The organism is Nocardia harenae NBRC 108248 (genome assembly GCF_001612885.1).
In the GTDB taxonomy this organism is placed as follows: Bacteria; Actinomycetota; Actinomycetes; order Mycobacteriales; family Mycobacteriaceae; genus Nocardia; species Nocardia harenae.
Window position 1 is genome coordinate 82,023 of sequence record NZ_BDBH01000014.1, and the last position, 19,201, is coordinate 101,223.

General features: G+C 70.1%; 22 protein-coding genes. 11 read left to right on the forward strand and 11 right to left on the reverse strand.

Annotated elements, in window-relative coordinates:
- The first annotated feature begins 74 nt into the window (after positions 1–74).
- Positions 75–1,607: an NAD(P)/FAD-dependent oxidoreductase gene (locus tag NH2_RS25315; protein ID WP_084505875.1), complete on the forward strand. Its 1,533-nt coding sequence runs from the start codon at positions 75–77 to the stop codon at positions 1,605–1,607.
- Between the two features lie 142 nt (positions 1,608–1,749).
- Entirely contained in the window at positions 1,750–2,532 is a 783-nt protein-coding gene (locus NH2_RS25320; protein WP_084505884.1) for a hypothetical protein, read from the forward strand.
- A gap of 159 nt (positions 2,533–2,691) precedes the next feature.
- Here NH2_RS25320 and NH2_RS25325 read toward each other — a convergent pair whose 3' ends face one another.
- The 3 genes from NH2_RS25325 to NH2_RS25335 are packed head-to-tail and all read right to left on the reverse strand — an operon-like array spanning position 2,692 to position 4,748.
- Positions 2,692–3,396 (reverse strand): urease accessory protein UreD, encoded by a 705-nt coding sequence (locus tag NH2_RS25325; protein ID WP_067659502.1) that lies wholly within the window; start codon positions 3,394–3,396, stop codon positions 2,692–2,694.
- Between the two features lies 1 nt (position 3,397).
- Positions 3,398–4,105, reverse strand: a complete 708-nt coding sequence (gene ureG / locus NH2_RS25330; RefSeq protein ID WP_067659505.1) for an urease accessory protein UreG — start codon at positions 4,103–4,105, stop codon at positions 3,398–3,400.
- Positions 4,106–4,118: 13 nt separating this feature from the next.
- Positions 4,119–4,748 (reverse strand): urease accessory protein UreF, encoded by a 630-nt coding sequence (locus NH2_RS25335; protein WP_067659508.1) that lies wholly within the window; start codon positions 4,746–4,748, stop codon positions 4,119–4,121.
- 161 nt (positions 4,749–4,909) lie between these two features.
- On the opposite strand from NH2_RS25335, the gene NH2_RS25340 reads away from it, so the two are divergent.
- The 4 genes from NH2_RS25340 (at position 4,910) to NH2_RS25350 (ending at position 7,704) form a co-directional block, all read left to right on the forward strand.
- Positions 4,910–5,506: a hypothetical protein gene (locus NH2_RS25340; protein ID WP_067659510.1), complete on the forward strand. Its 597-nt coding sequence runs from the start codon at positions 4,910–4,912 to the stop codon at positions 5,504–5,506.
- Between the two features lie 138 nt (positions 5,507–5,644).
- A complete protein-coding gene (locus NH2_RS29055; RefSeq protein WP_157103966.1) occupies positions 5,645–6,556 on the forward strand; it encodes a YbaB/EbfC family nucleoid-associated protein in 912 nt (303 codons plus the stop codon).
- Between the two features lie 51 nt (positions 6,557–6,607).
- Positions 6,608–6,892, forward strand: coding sequence for a hypothetical protein (locus NH2_RS25345; protein ID WP_157103967.1), 285 nt, complete (start codon positions 6,608–6,610; stop codon positions 6,890–6,892).
- A gap of 26 nt (positions 6,893–6,918) precedes the next feature.
- Positions 6,919–7,704 (forward strand): hypothetical protein, encoded by a 786-nt coding sequence (locus tag NH2_RS25350; RefSeq protein WP_067659524.1) that lies wholly within the window; start codon positions 6,919–6,921, stop codon positions 7,702–7,704.
- A 19-nt stretch (positions 7,705–7,723) separates the two neighbouring features.
- Here NH2_RS25350 and NH2_RS25355 read toward each other — a convergent pair whose 3' ends face one another.
- Complete coding sequence (locus NH2_RS25355) at positions 7,724–9,211, reverse strand: MFS transporter (RefSeq protein ID WP_067659527.1); 1,488 nt, start codon at positions 9,209–9,211, stop codon at positions 7,724–7,726.
- A 78-nt stretch (positions 9,212–9,289) separates the two neighbouring features.
- On the opposite strand from NH2_RS25355, the gene NH2_RS25360 reads away from it, so the two are divergent.
- Positions 9,290–9,961: a TetR/AcrR family transcriptional regulator gene (locus NH2_RS25360; protein WP_067659530.1), complete on the forward strand. Its 672-nt coding sequence runs from the start codon at positions 9,290–9,292 to the stop codon at positions 9,959–9,961.
- Positions 9,958–10,182, forward strand: coding sequence for a zinc-binding dehydrogenase (locus NH2_RS29565; RefSeq protein ID WP_245650755.1), 225 nt, complete (start codon positions 9,958–9,960; stop codon positions 10,180–10,182). The genes NH2_RS25360 and NH2_RS29565 overlap by 4 nt, the downstream gene beginning before the upstream one ends.
- On the opposite strand, the gene NH2_RS25365 is transcribed toward NH2_RS29565, so the two are convergent.
- The 5 genes from NH2_RS25365 to NH2_RS25385 all read right to left on the reverse strand — a co-directional run bounded on the left by NH2_RS25365 (position 10,183) and on the right by NH2_RS25385 (position 13,717).
- Entirely contained in the window at positions 10,183–10,851 is a 669-nt protein-coding gene (locus NH2_RS25365) for an O-methyltransferase (protein ID WP_067659532.1), read from the reverse strand.
- Between the two features lie 22 nt (positions 10,852–10,873).
- Complete coding sequence (locus NH2_RS25370; RefSeq protein WP_067659535.1) at positions 10,874–12,595, reverse strand: urease subunit alpha; 1,722 nt, start codon at positions 12,593–12,595, stop codon at positions 10,874–10,876.
- The gene (locus tag NH2_RS25375; protein ID WP_157103968.1) at positions 12,592–12,918 is read right to left on the reverse strand and encodes an urease subunit beta; all 327 of its coding nucleotides are present in this window, start codon (positions 12,916–12,918) and stop codon (positions 12,592–12,594) included. Before NH2_RS25375 ends, NH2_RS25370 begins: the two co-directional genes overlap by 4 nt.
- Positions 12,915–13,217, reverse strand: coding sequence for an urease subunit gamma (locus tag NH2_RS25380; protein WP_067659538.1), 303 nt, complete (start codon positions 13,215–13,217; stop codon positions 12,915–12,917). The genes NH2_RS25375 and NH2_RS25380 overlap by 4 nt, the downstream gene beginning before the upstream one ends.
- 116 nt (positions 13,218–13,333) lie before the next feature.
- Positions 13,334–13,717: a PaaI family thioesterase gene (locus NH2_RS25385; protein WP_067659654.1), complete on the reverse strand. Its 384-nt coding sequence runs from the start codon at positions 13,715–13,717 to the stop codon at positions 13,334–13,336.
- 582 nt (positions 13,718–14,299) lie between these two features.
- On the opposite strand from NH2_RS25385, the gene NH2_RS25390 reads away from it, so the two are divergent.
- From NH2_RS25390 to NH2_RS25400, 3 genes are read left to right on the forward strand one after another with little or no spacing between them, the layout of a single operon-like run.
- The gene (locus NH2_RS25390; RefSeq protein ID WP_067659541.1) at positions 14,300–15,124 is read left to right on the forward strand and encodes an SDR family NAD(P)-dependent oxidoreductase; all 825 of its coding nucleotides are present in this window, start codon (positions 14,300–14,302) and stop codon (positions 15,122–15,124) included.
- 29 nt (positions 15,125–15,153) lie between these two features.
- A complete protein-coding gene (locus NH2_RS25395; protein ID WP_067659544.1) occupies positions 15,154–16,011 on the forward strand; it encodes an MBL fold metallo-hydrolase in 858 nt (285 codons plus the stop codon).
- A 46-nt stretch (positions 16,012–16,057) separates the two neighbouring features.
- Positions 16,058–17,047 (forward strand): SDR family NAD(P)-dependent oxidoreductase, encoded by a 990-nt coding sequence (locus NH2_RS25400; RefSeq protein ID WP_067659547.1) that lies wholly within the window; start codon positions 16,058–16,060, stop codon positions 17,045–17,047.
- A gap of 84 nt (positions 17,048–17,131) precedes the next feature.
- Here NH2_RS25400 and NH2_RS25405 read toward each other — a convergent pair whose 3' ends face one another.
- Both NH2_RS25405 and NH2_RS25410 read right to left on the reverse strand, forming a co-directional pair.
- Positions 17,132–18,004 carry an SDR family NAD(P)-dependent oxidoreductase gene (locus tag NH2_RS25405; protein ID WP_245650756.1) on the reverse strand — a complete coding sequence of 291 codons (873 nt, stop codon included), beginning with the start codon at positions 18,002–18,004 and terminating at the stop codon, positions 17,132–17,134.
- Positions 18,005–18,305: 301 nt separating this feature from the next.
- On the reverse strand, positions 18,306–19,091 hold the full coding sequence (locus tag NH2_RS25410) for a hypothetical protein (protein ID WP_245650757.1): 786 nt from the start codon (positions 19,089–19,091) through the stop codon (positions 18,306–18,308).
- Positions 19,092–19,201: the final 110 nt, after the last annotated feature.

Genomic DNA, 19,201 nt, shown 5'->3' on the forward strand with positions numbered 1-19,201 from the left:
CCAGCACCGGCGGACTACGGTAGGCGTGTCCGCAACACCGGGGCACGCGCCCCCGTCTGCCGAGGAGCACGACGATGAGCACTCAGCCCGTGGAGACCCCTCGTCACCGGGTGGTCGTGATCGGATCCGGGTTCGGCGGCCTGTTCGGCACCAAGCACCTCAAGCGCGCCGACGTGGACGTCACCCTGATCTCCAAGACCTCGACCCACCTCTTCCAGCCGCTGCTCTACCAGGTGGCGACCGGTATCCTCTCGGTCGGCGAGATCGCCCCGGCCACCCGGCTGGTGCTGCGCAAGCAGAAGAACGTGCAGGTGCTGCTCGGCGATGTCACCGATATCGACCTGGAGCACAACACCGTCAGCTCGCGGCTGCTCAACCAGACCACCCGGACCCCGTTCGACAGCCTGATCGTCGCCACCGGCGCGCAGCAGTCATACTTCGGCAACGATCGCTTCGCCACCTACGCGCCCGGCATGAAGACCATCGACGACGCGCTCGAGCTACGCGGCCGCATCCTCGGCGCCTTCGAGAGCGCCGAACTGGCCACCTCGCAGGAGATGCGGGACCGGCTGCTCACCTTCGTGGTGGTCGGCGCGGGCCCGACCGGCGTCGAGCTGGCCGGGCAGATCGCCGAGCTGGCCGACCGCACGCTGGAGGGCACCTTCAAGAACATCGACCCGCGCGATGCCAGGGTCATCCTGCTGGAGGGCGCGGGCGCGGTGCTCGGCCCGATGGGCGAGAAGCTGGGCAACAAGGCCCGCCGCCGGCTGGAGAACATGGGCGTCGAGGTGCAGCTCAACGCCATGGTCACCGATATCGACGCGAACGGCGTCACGGTGAAGGACAAGGACGGCACGGTCCGCCGGATCGAATCGTCCTGCAAGGTCTGGTCGGCGGGCGTGCAGGCCAGCCCGCTCGGCAAGATGCTGGCCGAGCGCTCCGACGGCACCGAGACCGACCGGGCCGGCCGGGTGGTGGTCGAGCCGGACCTCACCATCAAGGGCCACCCGAACGTCTTCGTGGTCGGCGACCTGATGTCGGTGCCGAACGTGCCGGGCCAGGCGCAGGGCGCCATCCAGGGCGCGACCTACGCCGCCAAGCAGATCAAGGCCGGGCTGAACGGGCAGCAGCCCGCCGAGCGCAAGCCCTTCAAGTACCTCAACAAGGGCAGTATGGCCACCGTCTCGCGGTTCAGCGCGGTGTGCCAGGTCGGCAAGCTGGAGTTCGGCGGCTTCATCGCCTGGCTGGCCTGGCTGGCGCTGCACCTCTACTACCTGATCGGGTACCGCAGCCGGATCGTCACGGTGATCCAGTGGTTCGTCACCTTCTCCGGCCGCAGCCGCGGGCAGATGGCCGCGACCGAGCAGTGGGTGATGGCGCGGCTCGCGCTGGAGGCGGTGAACGCCGACGAGGAGGAGGCGGACGAGCTCGCCGCCGCGCTCGGCGCCCCGCCCGGCGAGCGCCACGGCCACGTCGGCAGCCAGGTCCCGCTGGACGCGGCGCTCGCCGAATCCACCACCACCGAGGACATCGCGGACGGCTCCGCCACCGCGCCGGCCGGGGGCGAACGCCCAGGAAAACAGGAGAGCAGCCACCCCGCTGTGTGACCCATCCGACGCCGCGTCCGGATCCGAATAGGAACGTCGGGACTTGTCGTTCCAGCCGGATGAAAGGTGACGTATGGCCATCGTGGGGGCACAACCGGGGAAGCACCGGGCGCCCAACGCACAGCGGCAGAAGATCGGATCGATGGTCGCGCTGGGCGCGTTACCGCTGGTCGTGGCGCTCGTCGGCGCCGGAACCGCGAACGCCGACCCCGGCACGCCCGACCCGGTGACCCAGCCCGAGCAGCGCACCGCGGCCGATCCGCTGGCCGCGCTCTTCGCCGGGCAGCCCGCCCAGATCGCGCTGCCCGAGCTCCCCGCTCCGCTGCGCGAGCTGACCGGCGGGGCCGCGCCGGTCGCCGTACCCTTCGCGGCGCCGGTGGACGCGCCGCTCTACCGGGCGCTGCCGGACCAGGGCTACCTGGCGCCCGCCGGGGCGCCGCACGGCCCGATCCCGGTCGAGGCGGTGGCGCCGATCGCGCCGCCGGAGGGGAAGATCCGGATCGGCGACATCATCGTCGACGCGCCCGGCTTCCTCGCGCCGGACCAGGTCTTCGCGATCAACGACGGGGCCGCGCAGGCGGAGGCGCAGCTGGCGACGTTCTACGACTCGGTCGGGATGGAGCGGAGCCGGTCGGACAAGATGGCGGCGCAGACGCTCAGCTCGGCCGCCATCGGGGCGACCGTCGCCACCAACCTGTCGATGCCGCTCACCTCGGCCTCGGTGATGGTCGGCGCGGGTGCCGGACTGCTGGCCGGGGTGCCGTTCCTGCCGATCGGGCTGCTCATCGGGCCGATTCTCGGTGGGGCCATCGGCGGGGCCGTCATCGCGGTGCCCGCCGCCGCGCTCGGCGGGGCGATCGGTGCCGCCGTCGGTGCGGGGATCGGGTACGGGACGCCGGGGTACGGGGAGCCCGCTCCGGCGTAGTCGCTCTGGGCGGCGCGCCGGGAGTTCTCGGTGCACCGCGCGTCGCGGCGGGGGCCGGGTTCGTTCCGGTCGCCGCCGCATCGTGCGTTTCGGGCATGGTCGTGGCGGATGGCGCGCGGCTGCCTGCCTCGCAGGCGTCGGGTGCGCTGCGCGCCCGGCTCAGGCGCCGGCCACGGCTGCCGCGCCGGGACGCGATTCTTCCGTCCGGCTCGACCGGACCTTCCCGACCTCGGTCCAGAGGCTGCCGCCCGCCGCGAGCGGGAGCCGGGCGGCGGTGAGCCCGATGGTCTCGGCGGGGCGATCGTCCGGGTAGCGCAGGACGCTCTCCAGCGTGCGCGGTGCGCTCAGCGCATCGTCGGCGCCGCTCCCCGACCCCAGTTCCAGCCGGTGCCGCAGCAGCGGAATCGATTCCGCGCCTTCGATATCCGCGATCAGACCGCCGGTCCAGTGGCCGTGGTCCTCACCGGCCCTGCCGATCCGCACCCGCTCCCTGACCCGCACGACGGCGTCCGGGGCCAGCCGCAGCTCGGTGACCACGCGGTGCCGCGCACCGCCCGCCACGATGGTCGGCTCGGTATCCAGGTCCAGCTCGGCCCCGGCGCCCACCGTGAGCCGCCAGTGCGCGCTGGAATCGGGCGTCCCGCGCGCCGGCAGCGCGATCATGGCCGCTACCGAGCGCAGCAGCAGCCGCGCGCCGGGCAGCACCTCGACGCTCAGCTCCAGGTGGTCACCGCCGAGCGGCGTGGCGGCGGTGCCGATGAGGTGCACCGTGTCCGGCCCGGTCTGCCGCCCCGCGATCCCGCCCACCGCCTCGATCCGCGGCGACACTCCCGGCGCGGCGAGCACGCGCAGGACGGTCCGCACGTCAGTGCGCCGCCGACCCGGCGGCGTCCCGCTCGGCCACCGCGCGCAGCTGCTCGCGCACCCAGGCCAGCACCGGCGTCGCCGCCGGATCCGCGGTGAGCGAGATCAGCGCCGTCGGCCGCCCCTCCCGCACCTTGGCGGCGTCCCGCTCCATGACGCCGAGGTCGGCGCCGACCAGCGGGGCCAGGTCGGTCTTGTTCACCACCAGCAGATCCGAGAAGGTGACGCCGGGCCCGCCCTTGCGCGGCACCTTGTCGCCGCCCGCGACGTCCACCACGAAGATCTGCACGTCGATCAGCCCGGACGAGAAGGTGGCGGTGAGGTTGTCGCCACCGGACTCCACCAGGATCAGATCCAGCGGCGGGTTCGCGGCCACCAGGTCGTCGATGGCGTCGAGATTGGCGGTGATGTCGTCGCGGATGGCGGTGTGCGGGCAGCCGCCGGTCTGCACCGCGTTGATCCGCTCGTCCGGCAGCACCGCGTGCCTGCGCAGGAAGTCGGCGTCCTCGGTGGTGTAGATGTCGTTCGTCAGCACCGCCAGCGACAGCTCGTCCCTCAGCTGCCTGCACAGCGCCGCCACCAGCGCCGTCTTCCCCGACCCCACCGGCCCGCCGATCCCCACCCGCAGCGCCTCGCCGGGGACGCGGTCGCGCTTCGGGCGGTCGTGGGTGTGGTCGTGCGGTTCACCGTCGATGAGGTGCGGGGGCATTCCGGGGGTCCTTTCAGCTGGCGAACAGGGGCATTTCGCGGCGCGGATGACGTTCCGCGAGCACGTCCTGCAGGGGGTCGGAGAGTGCGGCCAGGTCTTGCGCGGCTGCCTCGGCCGTCGCGTCGCAGAGTTCCGTGAGGCGGAAGGTGGTGGCCGCGACGGCGGCGGGGTCCAGCGCGAGCAGGCGCTGCGCGGCGGTCGCGGCACCGGTCAGCGTCGTGTAGACGACGACATCCGCGATCTCGCGCGGCGTGGTGCCGTACTCGCGGCCGACCAGGCCGAAGACGGTCGACAGGTGTGGGCGCGGGGGCAGTTCCGCCCACACCGGGCCGGGGCGCAGTCTGCTCGCGAGCCGGAGCAGGCCGCGGCCCTGGGCTCGCGACGCATCCCTGGCCGCGGGTGACGGCGTCCTGGCGTCGGCCTCCAGCTCGGCCCGCGCCGGGGTCAGGGTTCCGGCGCAGACCGCGGCCGCCAGCGAGGCGGCGACCAGGCCGGTCGTGCGAATGCGCCGGGCCAGGTACCGCTCGACCGTGCCCGCGTCACGGAGCAATCCGGACGCAACGGCCTCCTCGACCCCGCCGGAGTGCACGTGCCCGCCGATCGGCAGCCGGGAGTCGGCGAGCGCGAGCAGGGTCGAGAGCATTTTCTGATCCTAGGGGCGCTGGATCTTTGCCGCGCGCGGGCCGCACCCACCACTACTTGGTGAAGTCGCCGCCGACGGTGCAGGATGGCACGAAGGCCGGAGGCTTGATCAGCGGAGACGACGCCCGATCAGACTGCGGGGGACAGCCGGAGGAGTCAGCTTTGTCGCCGTCGAAACTCGGGACCCGAGGGCGTCTTCTCGCCGCGATCGTCGCGATCCTGCTCATCGTGGTAGCTGCGCTGGTCCCGACCGTGCTCGATGCGGTCGCCGACGACGATGAACCCGCCGCAGCGCCACCGGACCTGTGCGCGGCGATCGGCGTCACGGTATTCGAGCGTTGGGTGCCCGCGGCCCTCCCCGTCCCGGAGGCGACCTACTCCTCGGGCCCTGATGCGGCCTGCGACTACCGATCCGACCCGCGCTCGAACACCGCCTCCGGATCGCTGCACGTGCGCCTCCTCGCGCACGGCCGATTCGCTTGGCGTTCGGGAGCCGACCGCGCCTCCCGCGCCCTCGCGGCCGCGTGCGAGGCGACCACGGCCAGCGGGCCGCTGCGCGAGACCGAAAGCCTCGGCCGCCCGGCCTGCGTCGCCTACCAGGAAGACACCGCTGCCGACATCGGCTCCGGCTCCGCCGTCATTCGCGACGGCGCGGACCTGTACTGGATCGATTACGTCGCCGGCCCCGGCTCCATCGACCGGGTTCGAGAGGCGATCGCCGATGTGGCCTCCGCCGCCCTCAGCCGCGTTCGCCGGTGATGCCGGCGACCGGTTGACACAGTAATCGGTATCGGCCAGGGTGAGAACCGCCGACCGACCGCGGTGCGGCGTTCGCGTGCAGGGGGTACACGATTTGACCGAGGCCATGCGCCGAAGCGATCGCCACGGGAGAAGTTCATGACGAACGGCGGCTACTTCAACCATTACGACGATCCCGACGAGTTCTGGGACGAAGCACCGCTCGAACCGGCATCGAACTCGGCCTCGCGAGCGCCGCTGCCGATGCGCAACACGGCACCGTCGAATAACACGCCAGTGTCCGATTTCAAATCTCGAGATATCGGAAGCACGGAGAACGACGTTGCGGGAGCGGGAGCAGGCGGAGATACGGTCGCGGACGCACTGCGATTTCATGCCTACATGCGAGAGACCCGACGACTGCTGAACCTGATGGCAGAACCCGAGCCTCGGACGGTGACCGGCTCCGACCGGACGACATCGGTCACGGTGAGCCTGGGCGTGAATACCGAATTCATCGAAATCTACATCGACAGCAGGTGGCAGACCCGCCTGGATCCATCGCAATTGCGGCACGCAGTCATCGAAGCAGCGAACGACGCCGCGCGGGTACGCGCCGCCGCAGCTTCCAGCACTGACAATCATACGGAGATCCTGGCGCGGTTGCGTGGCCTCGCACCGGACGACTTTCCGGCTACGCCGATCGCCAGCACACTTGCCCCGGCGGACACCTCCGCCGCCGCTGGCGGTCGATGGCGGAACTCGATCTTGGATCTGGCTCGAAGTATCTCCGATTCACCGGCCGTCGGCCAGGATATCGTCGGTGACAGCGCGCAAGCCCACGGCCGGGGCAGCGTTACCCTGACTCCTCACGGAGCCCTCGCGGACTGCGCGATCGACGCTCTGTGGGCCGCCGGGCAGAGCGGCGGGACGATCGCGGCGGCAGTGAACGAAGCAATACGTGCCGCAGCGAGGGAAAGCACCGCACGAACAGACGCCACGAACCCGCTCGAGCGCGCGAACAGGCTCATAGCAGAGGCGATAGCTTTTCTCGACAACAATGCCCGATAGATGGGGGACACGTTCACCATGGCTCCACGTCCGAGCGCGGACCACATCCGAGTGGCCACCGACAGCCTGCGCAACGAGGCGGGAGTGTGGATACGAGAGTCCGATACGCTCGCCTCGGTATCCGATTCGATCGGCGAGCTGAAGTTCAACCGGACCGAGGCCGGAATATTCCAGATCATTGTGTCGGCTCACTCGAAGGTCGTGGAGTCGGCATCGGCCAGGTGCAGAGAGGGTGCGGCGGCTTTCACAGAAACCGGCCTCATTCTGCGGAAGGTTGCCGATATCTACGACGAGGAAGAGCGGACGCAAGCCGACCGGCTGAACAACATCTGGTAGTCGACAGTGACATTCGGGGGAAGATAATGGACTTCAGCATTGCAGAGTTCGAAGAGATTATATCTCAGATCGAGAACAAGCTCGACGGACTCGAATCCACGATGAACTCGGTGCCGACTTTCGTCGGGACCGGCACGAGTCATTGGTGGGTGTCCGACGCGATGGCAGATGTTATTCGCTGGACAGGAGACAAGATCTACGAATTCTGTCAGTGGCTCCTGCGCACCGTGCGCGACCTGCTCGAAGGGGCCGCTGCACCGGTGTACATGGCAGTCTGCGCCAAGGACTGGTTCGACATACGCGGCGCCGCGTCGCAGGTTGCCGGCAATGTCGATCCCAATGTTCTGCGGTCGACGGCGGAATGGCAGGGCTCCGCGCAGTTCGCCTATCGAGCCAGGGCCACCGCACACAACGCGGCCGCCAAGCGCATCGGCGACGTCGCCAAGGATTCGGCTACAGCTCTGATCGCGTCCGCCGGGGCGGGGCTGGTGTTCTATGGCGCTCTGCTCGGCATCCTCGTCAAGGCCACGATCGTCGTCACGACGGGACTCGGCGGCATCGCCTCGGGTGTCTTCTCCTGGGCGGGCGCGGCACTGATCGCCGGCGAGGCCGCGAGCGACTCGGCCTCGATCGTCGCCGCGATCACGGCGCTCACCGCGCTGCTCAGTGCCCAAGCCGCGACCTTCGCCGCTCTCGAAACGGCCGCGACCGACAACTCCGTGTGGGTGGACGGCAAGTGGCCGGACTCGCTGACATCCGGATTCGACAACGGCACCCGCCTGGACGGAACAGCGGAGTGGTCCATCAGGTAGTGACCGGGCGTAGGGGCGACTACGGGGCGACAACCTGCTTGCGGGGGGCGAAGAACCAGGTGGCTGCCGCCATCACCACGAGGAGCAGACCGCCGACAGTGGTGGCGGTGTGCATGCCGGTGACGAAGGAGTCCTGGACCACAGCTACCCGGCTCGCGTCCGAACCGGCATCGCGGAGTTCGTCGCCGAGCGTGCCCGACGTTCCGCTGGACGACCGGAAGACGGCGGTGGCGAGCGAGCCCAGCAAGGCCAGCCCCAAGGCATTCCCCAGTTCGAAGCTGGTTTCGGAGGTGGCCGCGGCCGAACCCGCGCGCTCGGGCGGGACCGAGGAGACCGACACGTCGGAGACCAGCGTGAAGGCGATGCCGTAGCCGACGCCGGCCAGGGCGGAACCGGCGACGTACCACCAGACCCCGCCGTCCACGCCGACGCCGAGCAGCATCAGATTGCCCACCGCGGAGGCGAGCAGGGCCAGCACGAAGGCCACCCGGGTGCCGAGCACACGGCCGATTCCGGAGCCACCGATGGAGAAGACGAAGACGGCGACGGCCATGGGGATGCCGAGCCAGGCGGCGGCGAGCGGGTCGCGGCCGGTGATGGATTGCAGGTAGATGCTGGCGAGGTAGCTCAGCGCGGCCAGCGACATCATGCCGGTGAGGCTGGCGCCGATGGCGAGCGAGAAGGTCTTGTTGGCGAAGAGGCGGAGGTCGAGCAGGGGATCGTCGAGGAGGCGCTGCCTGCGGACGAACAGGACCAGCAGGATCGCGCCGATGATGACGGTGACCAGGGCCTCGGCGTCGACACCCTCGGCGGCGGCGTGCTTCACGCCGTACACGACCGGCAGGATGCCGCCGATGGAGAGCGCGACGCTGCGCAGGTCGAGCGGCCCGCGCTCGGTAGCGCGGTGCTCGGGCAGCAGGAACGGCCCCGCCACCAGCAGGACCAGCAGCACGGGGGTGTTGACCAGGAAGACCGAGCCCCACCAGAAGTGGTGCAGCAGGAAGCCGCCGACCACGGGGCCCACCGCGGAGCCGCCCGCGAAGAACGCTGTCCAGACCCCGATGGCGATGCCGCGGCGCCTGGCGTCGGGGAAGAGCGCGGAGATGAGCGCCAGGCTGGAGGGGAGCAGGGTCGCGCCGCCGACGCCCATGAGGGCGCGGGCCGCGATGAGCATCTCCGGGCCGGTGGCGAAGGCGGCCAGCACCGAGCCGATGCCGAAGACGGCCGACCCGGCCAGCAGGATGTTCCGCCTGCCGATGCGGTCGCCCAGGTTGCCCATGGTGATGAGCAGCCCGGCCAGCAGGAAGCCGTAGATGTCCAGGATCCACAGCTGCTGGGCTGCCGACGGCGCGAGGTCGGCGGAGAGCGTGGGCATGGCGAGGAAGAGGACCGAGATGTCCATCGAGACCAGCAGCACCGGCAGCAGCAGCACCGCCATGCCGAGCCAGGCGCGGCGCGGCCCCGGTCCGGTCGCTGTCGCCGTTACCGCATCGTCCACGGACGTCATCGCCGCTCGCCTCCTCGTGCTCGTCGTCTGCCGATGTAACCGCGCGTACGCCGTACGCATTCCGGGTACAGTGTACGCATGGCCGAAACCAAGTTGTCCAGGGCCTCGATCGTGGATACCGCCATCACCGTCGCGGATACCGAGGGGCTGGACGCGCTCTCCATGCGGCGGATCGCCGAGCGGCTCGGCGTCGGTGCCATGTCGCTGTACCGGCACGTGGCGAACAAGGACGAGCTGCTCGCCGCGATGACCGACGAGGTGTCGCGGCGCAACCCCTACCCCGCACCCCCGGCGGGTGCGCGCTGGAGCTGGCGGGAGCGAGTGCACATCGCCGCGGATGTGGATCGCGATCTGTACCAGCGCCATCCGTGGGTGCTGCTGGCCTTCGCCATGCCGCGCTACAGCTTCGGGCCGTACAGCCTGCGCTGCCTGGCCTGGCTGGTGGAGGGGTTCGGGGAACTCGAGGTGGACACCGCGGAGGCGACCAGGATGGCCTTCGCGGTCTGGAACTACATCTCCGGCTGCACCTTGCCGCTGGTCAGCGAGCTGCTGGTGCGCCGGACCGAGGAGCGGGACGGGCCGCGCGACCGGCTCCGCGCGCTGCTCACCGGGGAGCCGGTCGCCGACATGCCGGACGCGCTGACCGATCTCGCGGGCCGCGGGCTCGGCGCCCTCGACAACGACCTGGTGCTGCGCAGCGGGCTGGACGCGCTCTGCGACGGTTTCGCCGCACTGCACGCGCGGGCTTGACCTCGACCTCGCTCGAGGTTGCAGGGTGGGGCGGAAGCCGTTCGACGACAGGAGTTCCGCCCGTACGCGCCATCCGCGTCCTGGAGACCCGAGCCCTTGCCGCCTGGCGGGAAGACCGCTGGAGGCCGGTCACCCACCGCTTCCCGCTCGCCGAGGCGGCACAGGCGCACAAAGCACTGGAGACGCGCGGCACCGCCGGCAAGGTCGTGCTGATCCCCTGATCAGCCCCCGTTCACGACGGCGTACGCGAACCCGTCCCACCCCTTCGCCCCCACCGTCTGCACGATGGTCGCCTCCAGCGACGGCTCGGCGGCGAGCAGCTCGACCAGCTCCCGCCCCGCCTGCACGGCGGGATCGTCGGAGTGCTCGTCGGCCAGCCCGCCGTTGCGCACCACATTGTCGACCACGATGGCCGACCCCGGCCGGGTCAACCGCAGCGCCCAGAGCACGTAGTTCGAGTTGTTCACCTTGTCGGCGTCGATGAAGACGAAGTCGAACGGCTCCGCGTCCTCGTCGGCCAACCCGGGCAGATTGTCCAGCGCCGCCCCGACTCGGATATCGACCCGATCGGCGACCCCGGCCCGCGCCAGGTTCTCCCGCGCCACCGCGGCATGCTCCGGCGAGAACTCGAAGGTGACCACCCGCCCGGACGGCCCGACGGCCCGCGCCAGCCACAGCGTGCTGTACCCGCCGAGCGTCCCGATCTCCAGCACCCGCCGAGCCCCTGCGGTCCGGGCGAGCAGGTGCAGGAACTTGGCCTGCGGCGGCGACACATCGATGGCGGGCAGCCCGGCGTCGGCATTGGCGCCGAGCGCCGCCGCCCCCACCTCGTCCGTCACCAGGTTGTCCACGATGTAGCGGTCCACCTCGGCCCATTGCGACGACGTCATGGGCTCAGTCTGCCACCGCGGCTCAGAACAGGAAGTAACGCTGCGCCATGGGCAGTTCGGTGGCGGGTTCCTCGGCCCAGACCTCGCCGTCGATCCGCACGGTGAAGGTGTCCGGCTCGACCTCGATGTGCGGCATGGCGTCGTTGAGCGGCATGTCCGACTTGCCGCGGCGCCGCACGTCGGCGGTGGGGACGAGCCGCCGCCGCACGTCGATCTTCGAGGCGAGCCCGGCCGTGATGGCGTGCTCGCTGACGAAGTGCAGCGAGGTGGCGGCGGCGACCGGAGGGGCGGCGCCGAACATGGGGCGCGGCAGCACCGGCTGCGGGGTCGGGATGGAGGCATTGGCATCGCCCATGGCGGCCCAGGCGATGGCGCCGCCCTTGAGCACGGCGTGCGGCCGCACCCCGAAGAAGGCGGGCTCCCAGAGCACCAGGTCGGCCAGCTTGCCCACCTCGACCGAGCCGATCTCGTGATCCAGGCCGTGCGCGACGGCCGGGCAGATCGTGTACTTGGCGATGTAGCGCCGCACCCGCAGGTTGTCGGCGGCCCCGTCGCCGGGCAGCGCGCCGCGGCGCCGCTTCATGACGTGCGCGGTCTGCCAGGTGCGCATGACCACCTCGCCGATCCGCCCCATGGCCTGCGAATCGCTGCCGATCATGGAGATGGCGCCGAGATCGTGCAGCAGGTCCTCGGCGGCGATGGTGGAGGGCCGGATCCGGCTCTCCGCAAAGGCCAGGTCCTCCGGGATGGACGGGCTCAGGTGGTGGCACACCATGAGCATGTCCAGGTGCTCGTCCAGGGTGTTGACGGTGTGCGGGCGGGTGGGGTTGGTGGAGCTGGGCAGCACGTTGGGGTGCGAGGCGACGGTGATGATGTCCGGCGCGTGCCCGCCGCCCGCGCCCTCGGTGTGGTAGGCGTGGATGCCGCGCCCGGCGATGGCGGCGAGCGTGTCCTCGACGAACCCGGCCTCGTTCAGGGTGTCCGAGTGCAGCGCGACCTGGGCGCCGGAGGCATCGGCGACGCGCAGGCAGGCATCGATGGCGGCCGGGGTGGAGCCCCAGTCCTCGTGCAGCTTGAAGCCAGCCGCCCCGGCGCGCAGCTGCTCCCACATGGCCTCGGGGTTCACGGTATTGCCCTTGCCGAGCAGCACCACGTTCACCGGCCAGGAATCGGTGGCCTCCAGCATCCGGGCCAGGTGCCAGGCGCCGGGCGTGACGGTGGTGGCCTTGCTGCCCTCGGCCGGGCCGGTGCCGCCGCCGATCAGCGTGGTGATGCCGCCGCCGAGCGCCTCGGGAAGCAGCTGCGGGCAGATGAGGTGCACGTGGCAGTCGATGGCGCCCGCGGTGAGGATGCGACCGTTGCCCGCGATGATCTCGGTGCTCGGCCCGACCACCAGGTCGGGGTGCACGCCGCTCATGGTGTCGGGGTTGCCCGCCTTGCCGAGCGCGACGATCCGGCCGTCCCTGATCCCCACGTCGGCCTTGACGATCCCCCAGTGGTCGACCACGACGACCCCGGTGATCACGGTGTCCGGCGCCCCGTCGGCGCGGGTGGCGCGGGACTGCCCCATGGACTCGCGCAGCACCTTGCCGCCGCCGAAGACCGCCTCGTCCCCGGCGCGGCCGGGGCCGCCGCTCAGGTCGTCGGTGATCTCGATCAGCAGGTCGGTGTCGGCGAGCCGGATGCGGTCGCCGGTGGTGGGGCCGAAGAGCTGCGCGTAGCGCTCACGGCTCAGTTCGCTCATCGGGGGCCGTCCAGGTGTCCGGGGGGATCGAGGCTGATGCCGTGCACCTCGCGGGTGCCGCCGAGCGGAACCAGCGAGACGTCCTGCGGCAGCCCGGGTTCGAAGCGCACGGCGGTGCCGGCCGGAATGTCGAGGCGGTGGCCGTGCGCGGCGCCGCGGTCGAACTCCAGCGCGGCATTGGCCTGCGGGAAGTGCACGTGGCTGCCGACCTGCACCGGGCGGTCGCCGGTGTTCAGCACGGTGAGCTCGATGCGGACCGCGCCCGCGTTCAGCTCGATATCGCCGTCGGCACAGAGGTACTCGCCGGGAATCACGCCGCTCATCCGATCGGCCGGTGCACGGTGACCAGCTTGGTGCCGTCCGGGAAGGTGGCCTCCACCTGGACGTCGTGGATCATCTCCGGCACGCCGTCCATGACGTCGGCGCGGGTGAGCACGGTGCGCCCGGAGGTCATGAGCTCGGCGACGGTGCGGCCGTCGCGGGCGCCCTCCAGCACGTGGTCGGTGATCAGCGCGATCGCCTCCGGGTGGTTGAGCCGCAACCCGCGGGCCTGCCTGCGGCGGGCCAGCTCGGCCGCGTAGCTCAGCAGCAGCCGCTCCTGCTCGTGCGGCGAGAGGCGCATGGTGACTCCTGACCGGTCGCGGGATGAACGAACGGCCATTCTCACACGAGACCACGCCTAATGCCCGGCCGGAACTCGGCGCTGCTCCGCGGCAGCACACGGTGCCGCGCGCGGGATCACCCCGCCAGGTTCTGCAGCCTGACCTGCCCGCGCGCCACCACCCGCTCCTGCTCGTCGGTGATCACCACCACCCACAGCTGCTGCGACCGCCCCCGGTGCACCGGCGTCGCCTCGCCGCGCAGCAGCCCCTCGCGCACCGCGCGCAGGAAGTCGGTGTTGTTGTTCACCCCGACGACGGTGCCGCGCTCGGCCAGCCAGACCCCGCCGCCCACGCTGGCCAGCGTCTCCACCACGGTGCAGTAGACGCCGCCGTTCTGGATCCCGGCGGGCTGGTGCAGGCTCGGCGTGACGCTCCACTCGGCGCGCACCCGGTCCGGCGAGATCTCGGTGAAGCGCAGCCCGATGAAGTCGGTGAAGTAGCCCTTGCTGGCCTCGTTCATGAATTCCGGGGTCAGGTCGGCCAGGGAGAATCCGGGTGCGCTCATGACCTCCACGTTTACACCACGCCCGGCCTATTCTCGACGGGGGGATTGCGTACTTAGGTAAGCCTGCCCTATAGTCATAACAGCGCTCGGATCGAGTGCAGAAGGATCGAGTGAGTCCCGAGGGCTGCGGTGACCCCGATCCCGGTGCGGCGGGTTCCGTTTCGACGGAGCCCGCCGCCCCTTTTCGTTCAGCGGCACCGAACTCGACCCCTCCGCGATCCCGGCTGCCACCTGCTCCGGCTCGCCGACCACCAGCCGGTGCCCCGCACCCCCGGCGAAGCTGCGCGCCCTCGGGATCCGGCGTGCTCGCCATTGATCGATCGCCGACCCGCCGCGGCCGGATAAATCGCCGAGAACGGGTATTTCGGTGGCAGCCTTCCGGCTTCGGACTACGTCAGATGTGGCGTACGACGCCGATGCGCGGCGGTTTGCATTATCCGGCCCGCACGCTCCAGCGCCCCTCGATGCCATATTTGGTATGCTGTGCCATGCATGGCACAGTGAGTCACGGCCCAAACGACGATGTGGAGCTGAATCATGGGTAACAAGACCGTGTTGATCACCGGCGGGAGCGACGGCATCGGCGCCGCCGCGGCGCGGCACGCGGTCGCGCAGGGGCATCAGGTGGTGATCGTGGGGCGCGACCCGGTCAAGACCAGGTCGGTGGCCTCCGAACTCGACATCGACCACCACATCGCCGACTACGCCGAACTCGACCAGGTACGCGCACTCGGCGAGACCCTGCGCGCCACGTATCCGAGAATCGATGTTCTTGCCAACAACGCGGGTGGGATCCTCGGGGATCGCATCGTGACCGCGGACGGCTACGAGAAGACATTCCAGGTCAACCACCTCGGCGGTTTCCTGCTCACCAATATCCTGCTGCCCACTCTGATCGAGAGCTCCGCCTCGGTCATCCAGACCGCGAGCGTCGGCGCGCGGGTCGGCAAGGTGAACTTCGACGACCTGCAGAACGAACGCAGGTACACGGCGCTGACCGCCTACGGCACCTCGAAGCTGGAGAACATCCTGTTCACCGCCGAACTCGATCGGCGGTACCGCGACCAGGGCATATCGGCCGCCGCATTCCATCCCGGCAACGTGGCCAGCAATTTCGGCAACGGCACCGGCAGTGCGTTGATCACGGCCATCTACAAACTGGCCCGGCCCACACTCATCTCCTCGGAGAAGGGCGCCGACACGCTCAACTGGTTGATCGACTCCACGCCGCGCACGGACTGGGAGACGGGCAAGTACTACGTCAAGCGCAAGGGCGCGAAGACCAATTCTCAGGCCTGGGACCCCGCGGTGGCCCGCACCCTGTGGGAGCGCAGCGCCGAGCTCGTCGGCCTGCCGAGCTGAACCCCGACCCGGCCATCCTGAGGACATCCGTGACGATCGATAAAATCGACTACCTCGATGACGCGCTGGTCGCGATCGAGCCGAGTCTGTTACTGGAACCGCCGGCGGGGGCCGCGCCGGGGTGGGCCGCTGCCCCGCCGTGGTTCGACGAGACCGGGTGGGCGATGCCCCTCGGCGGCTTCCTCCTGTGCACCGGGCAGCGTCGAATCATCGTCGACGCCGGCCTCGGCCCCGGCATCCCGGACGATCTCGGCGAGCAGTCCGATGCTCCGGTGCGGAACCTGCACACCGGTCGTCTGCTCGGATCGCTGAGCCGATTCGGCCTGGCGCCCGAAGACGTGACGGACGTGGTGCTGACCCACCTGCACAGCGATCACGTCGGGTGGGTCGCGCCGCAGGGCGTTCCCCTGTTCCCCGCGGCCGCCCACCATTGCCACCGCGCGGACCTCGACTGGATCCTGGGTGGTGGCGGCGGTTCCGGCCCGGCGACGGCCGGGGTCGAGAACACGGTCCGAGCGGTATCGGACCTGTTGAACGTCAACGATGGCGACCGGTGCGAGATCGCGGACGCGATCGCACTGCGGCTCCTGCCCGGGCATACCCCGGGCAACTGCATCGTCGATGTCGACACCGACGACGGCCCCGTGCTGTTGCTGGGCGACACCGCGCACCATCCGGTGCTGCTGGTCGAGGACGGCTGGACGGACAAGGCGGACGAGGACCACGGGGAAGCCACTCGCGCTCGCCACTCGGTCGCCGAGGAGATGGAACGCACGGGCGCGGTGGGTTGGGGTGCTCATTTCCCCGGCGGGCGCGGTGGGCGTGTCACTCGCCGCGCGGACGGCCGCCGCGTCTGGATTCCGCTGGAGAGTCCGGCGCACCGTTGACCGTAACGCCTTTCGACGAACGCAGACAGACCATTCAGGCGGGCCAATGAACGTCATCGACAGACAACGTCCGATCGGGTCGGGTTTCGGCGCGGCGTCCACCGCCGCCGACGTTCTGGCCGGTATCGACTTGAACGGGCGCACCGCCGTCGTCACCGGCGGCCACAAGGGGCTGGGGCTCGAAACCACCCGCGCCCTGGCCCTCGCGGGCGCCGAGGTCGTGGTCGCGTGCCGCGATCCCGCGGCGGCCTCGTCCTCATATGCTGGCCTGGACCGCGTGAAGGCGTGGGCTCTCGACCTCATGGACCCCGGCTCCGTCCGGCGGTTCGCCGACCGCTATCGCCGTTCCGGGCGTCCCCTGCACATGCTGATCAACAACGCCGGCATCGGCGGCGGGAAGCACATTCGCGACGCCCGCGGATACGAGGCTCAGTTCGCCACCAATCACCTGGGGCACTTCCAGCTGACCAACGAGTTGCTGCCCGCGCTGCTCGCCGCTGAGGGTGCGCGCGTGGTCGGGGTATCGGCCTGGGGACATCACCTGTCCGACATCCGGTGGCACGACCCGCATTTCGAGACCGAATACGACGAGCGAGCAGCCTACGGTCAGTCCAAGACAGCCATCGCGCTGTTCGCCGTCGAACTCGATCGGAGGTGGTCCGGCGACGGTATCCGCGGGTACGCCGTACATCCGGGCCACATCATCTCGACATCGCTGGGTTCCGCGATGACTCTCGACGAACGGCGGGCGATGAAGATGGTCGATGAGAACGACGAACTCGTCATCGATCCGAGCCGAGACCTGAAGACACCCGCACAGGGCGCCGCCACGCAGATCTTCGCGGCCACCACCCCGCTACTGGACGGAATCGGCGGTGTCTACCTGGCCGACAACGATATCGCGCCGGTGGAGCCGGACGCGACCCCGATCGGTGACGGCGACGAACCGACCGGCGCGTACACCAACGTCGCCGGTTATGCCGTCGATCCCGAATCGGCGCTGCGCCTGTGGGAACTCAGCGAGCGGCTGATCTGAGCGACTGCGCTTCTCGAATCGACATCCGCACGGGGCGGCACGCGAGCACGTGCCGCCCCGGATCCGACTCGAGACCGCGCGGTATCAGGAGACCAGCTCCGCGCTGCGATCCCACAGCTGGCTCGCGAGTCGCGCGTCGTCGGCCTGGGGGTTGGTGTCGGCGGGCTTGCGCTTGGTGTAGTACTGCCCGGGTTCCCAGGTGGCGCCGGGCTCTTCGGCGATGAGCCAGTTGAGGGTGTCGGCTCCCTTTTCCGGAGAGATCAACGACCACTTGAGGGCTCGGTAGATGAAACCGATGGGGCTCTTGGAGTAGCTGCCGAAGCTGCTGGACACGTTGCCGGGGTGGAATGCGGCCGCGGAGATTCCGGCGGCGCGGTAGCGGCGATCGAGTTCGCGGGTGAACAGGATATTGGCGAGCTTGGAATTGCCGTACGCCTTCATCGGAGAGTACTTGCGAGCGTTCTGCAGATCGTCGAGGTCGATATGGCCGAACGCCTTCGCACCGACGCTCGCGGTCTGGATCACCTTCGCCGAGCTCGCGGTCAGGGTGGGCAGCAGGATCGTGGTGAGCAGGAACGAACCGAGGTGGTTGACCTGGAAGGTCCGCTCGTTGCCGTCGACGGTGAGTTCGCGCGGGCCCATAAGTCCACCGGCGTTGTTGGCCAGCACGTCGATGCGCGGGTACCTGGACAGTAGCGTCTCTCCGAGTGCGCGGACCTGGTCGAGTTCCGAATAGTCCGCGACGTGATAATCGATGCCGAGTTCCTCCCCGATCTCCTTCGCCTTGGCGGCTTGGTGACCGGTGATCACGACCTGGTGGCCCTGGCCGACGGCGTGGCGAGCCGCGGCGGCGCCGATGCCGTCGCTGCCTCCGGTGATCAGGACAATCTTTCGGCTCACGAGTTCTCTGCTCCTGGTATCGGGATCGGCCCCGGAAGGACTCCGATTGCCGGTCATCCGGGAGATATGGCCCACTATGTCTCACGTGTCATAGTGCGTCAAACCCCGTGGTTCGAGCCGAGCCCTCGGGCGGAAAGGGCGCGACGCCGTAGCGACCGGGCTCGGCCTCGAGGGGCGAGTTCGGTGAGCGCGAAGGTCGCCCGGGTCGGGTCACCGGGTTCTGTCGTTAGTGGCACAATGCGCCAAGAAGCCGATCCGGTAGCACGCTCCCCGTGCGCCCACCGATCGAACGACCTTCTCTCGCGCACGACGAACACCCGTGACCCGGCCGGACGGGAGGGAAGTCGGCTCCGGCCGGTCAGCGCACCAGGCAGCCGATGCTGCGGCGCAGCGGAAGGCCGCGACCTTCGAGGGCGTGCAGGAAACCGTGGCCGCGGCGAGCACCGAGCGCGGGATCGGTCCCGGCCAGCGCGGGGACGTAGGTCGCCGCCCCCGCGATCGATTCGCCGACCAGCGCCCAGAACCGGCGCGGGGTCAGCCCGGCGCAGGTGCTCAGCGCATCCAGCACCAGCTCCAGCGCGGGCTCGCAGCGATGCGCCAGCCACAGGAACATGGCCTCCTCGCAGGGCAGCGCGATCGCGCCGGACTCCCGGGCGATCCGATCCCCGTCCAGCACCCGGATCGTGGTGTCGGAGAGCCCGGCCCAGTCGATCCCGCCGTCGTTGTCGGTGTGGATCCACAGGTTCTCCAGCCCGGGATCCCAGGCCCGCTCATCGGCGACCAGCGCCGCGGTCACCCGCCCCACCACCGCGTGGATCAGCGCCGTCGCCACCACCTCGGCCGCGACCTCGCTGCTCACCATCTCCGCGGCGTGCCGCCGGTACATGACCTCGATCCGCCCCTCCCGGAGCCCGTCGGCCAGCCGCCACCACCGCCGCTTGCCCTGATCGGCCATGGCGGCGACGGCGTAGACCCGCGGGTGTTCGGGTTGCAGTGCGCGCAGCCGGTTCCCGACCCGCGCGAACGCCTGCTCCGGCCGCCGCGGGCTACCGGGCGTCCACTGCTCGAAGCCGATCTCCCTGCGCCGCAGCCCCGCACTCCGAAGACCGTCGGACAGGCAGCGGTCGGACATGATCTCGGTCATCGGACCTCCTCGGCGCGAACCCGGCGACAAGCGGGCTCCGGAAACTGGGCGTATCTCAAAGATAGGTTAGGCTTACCAGACTTGTCGGTACTTGCACCACCGTTGAAGCA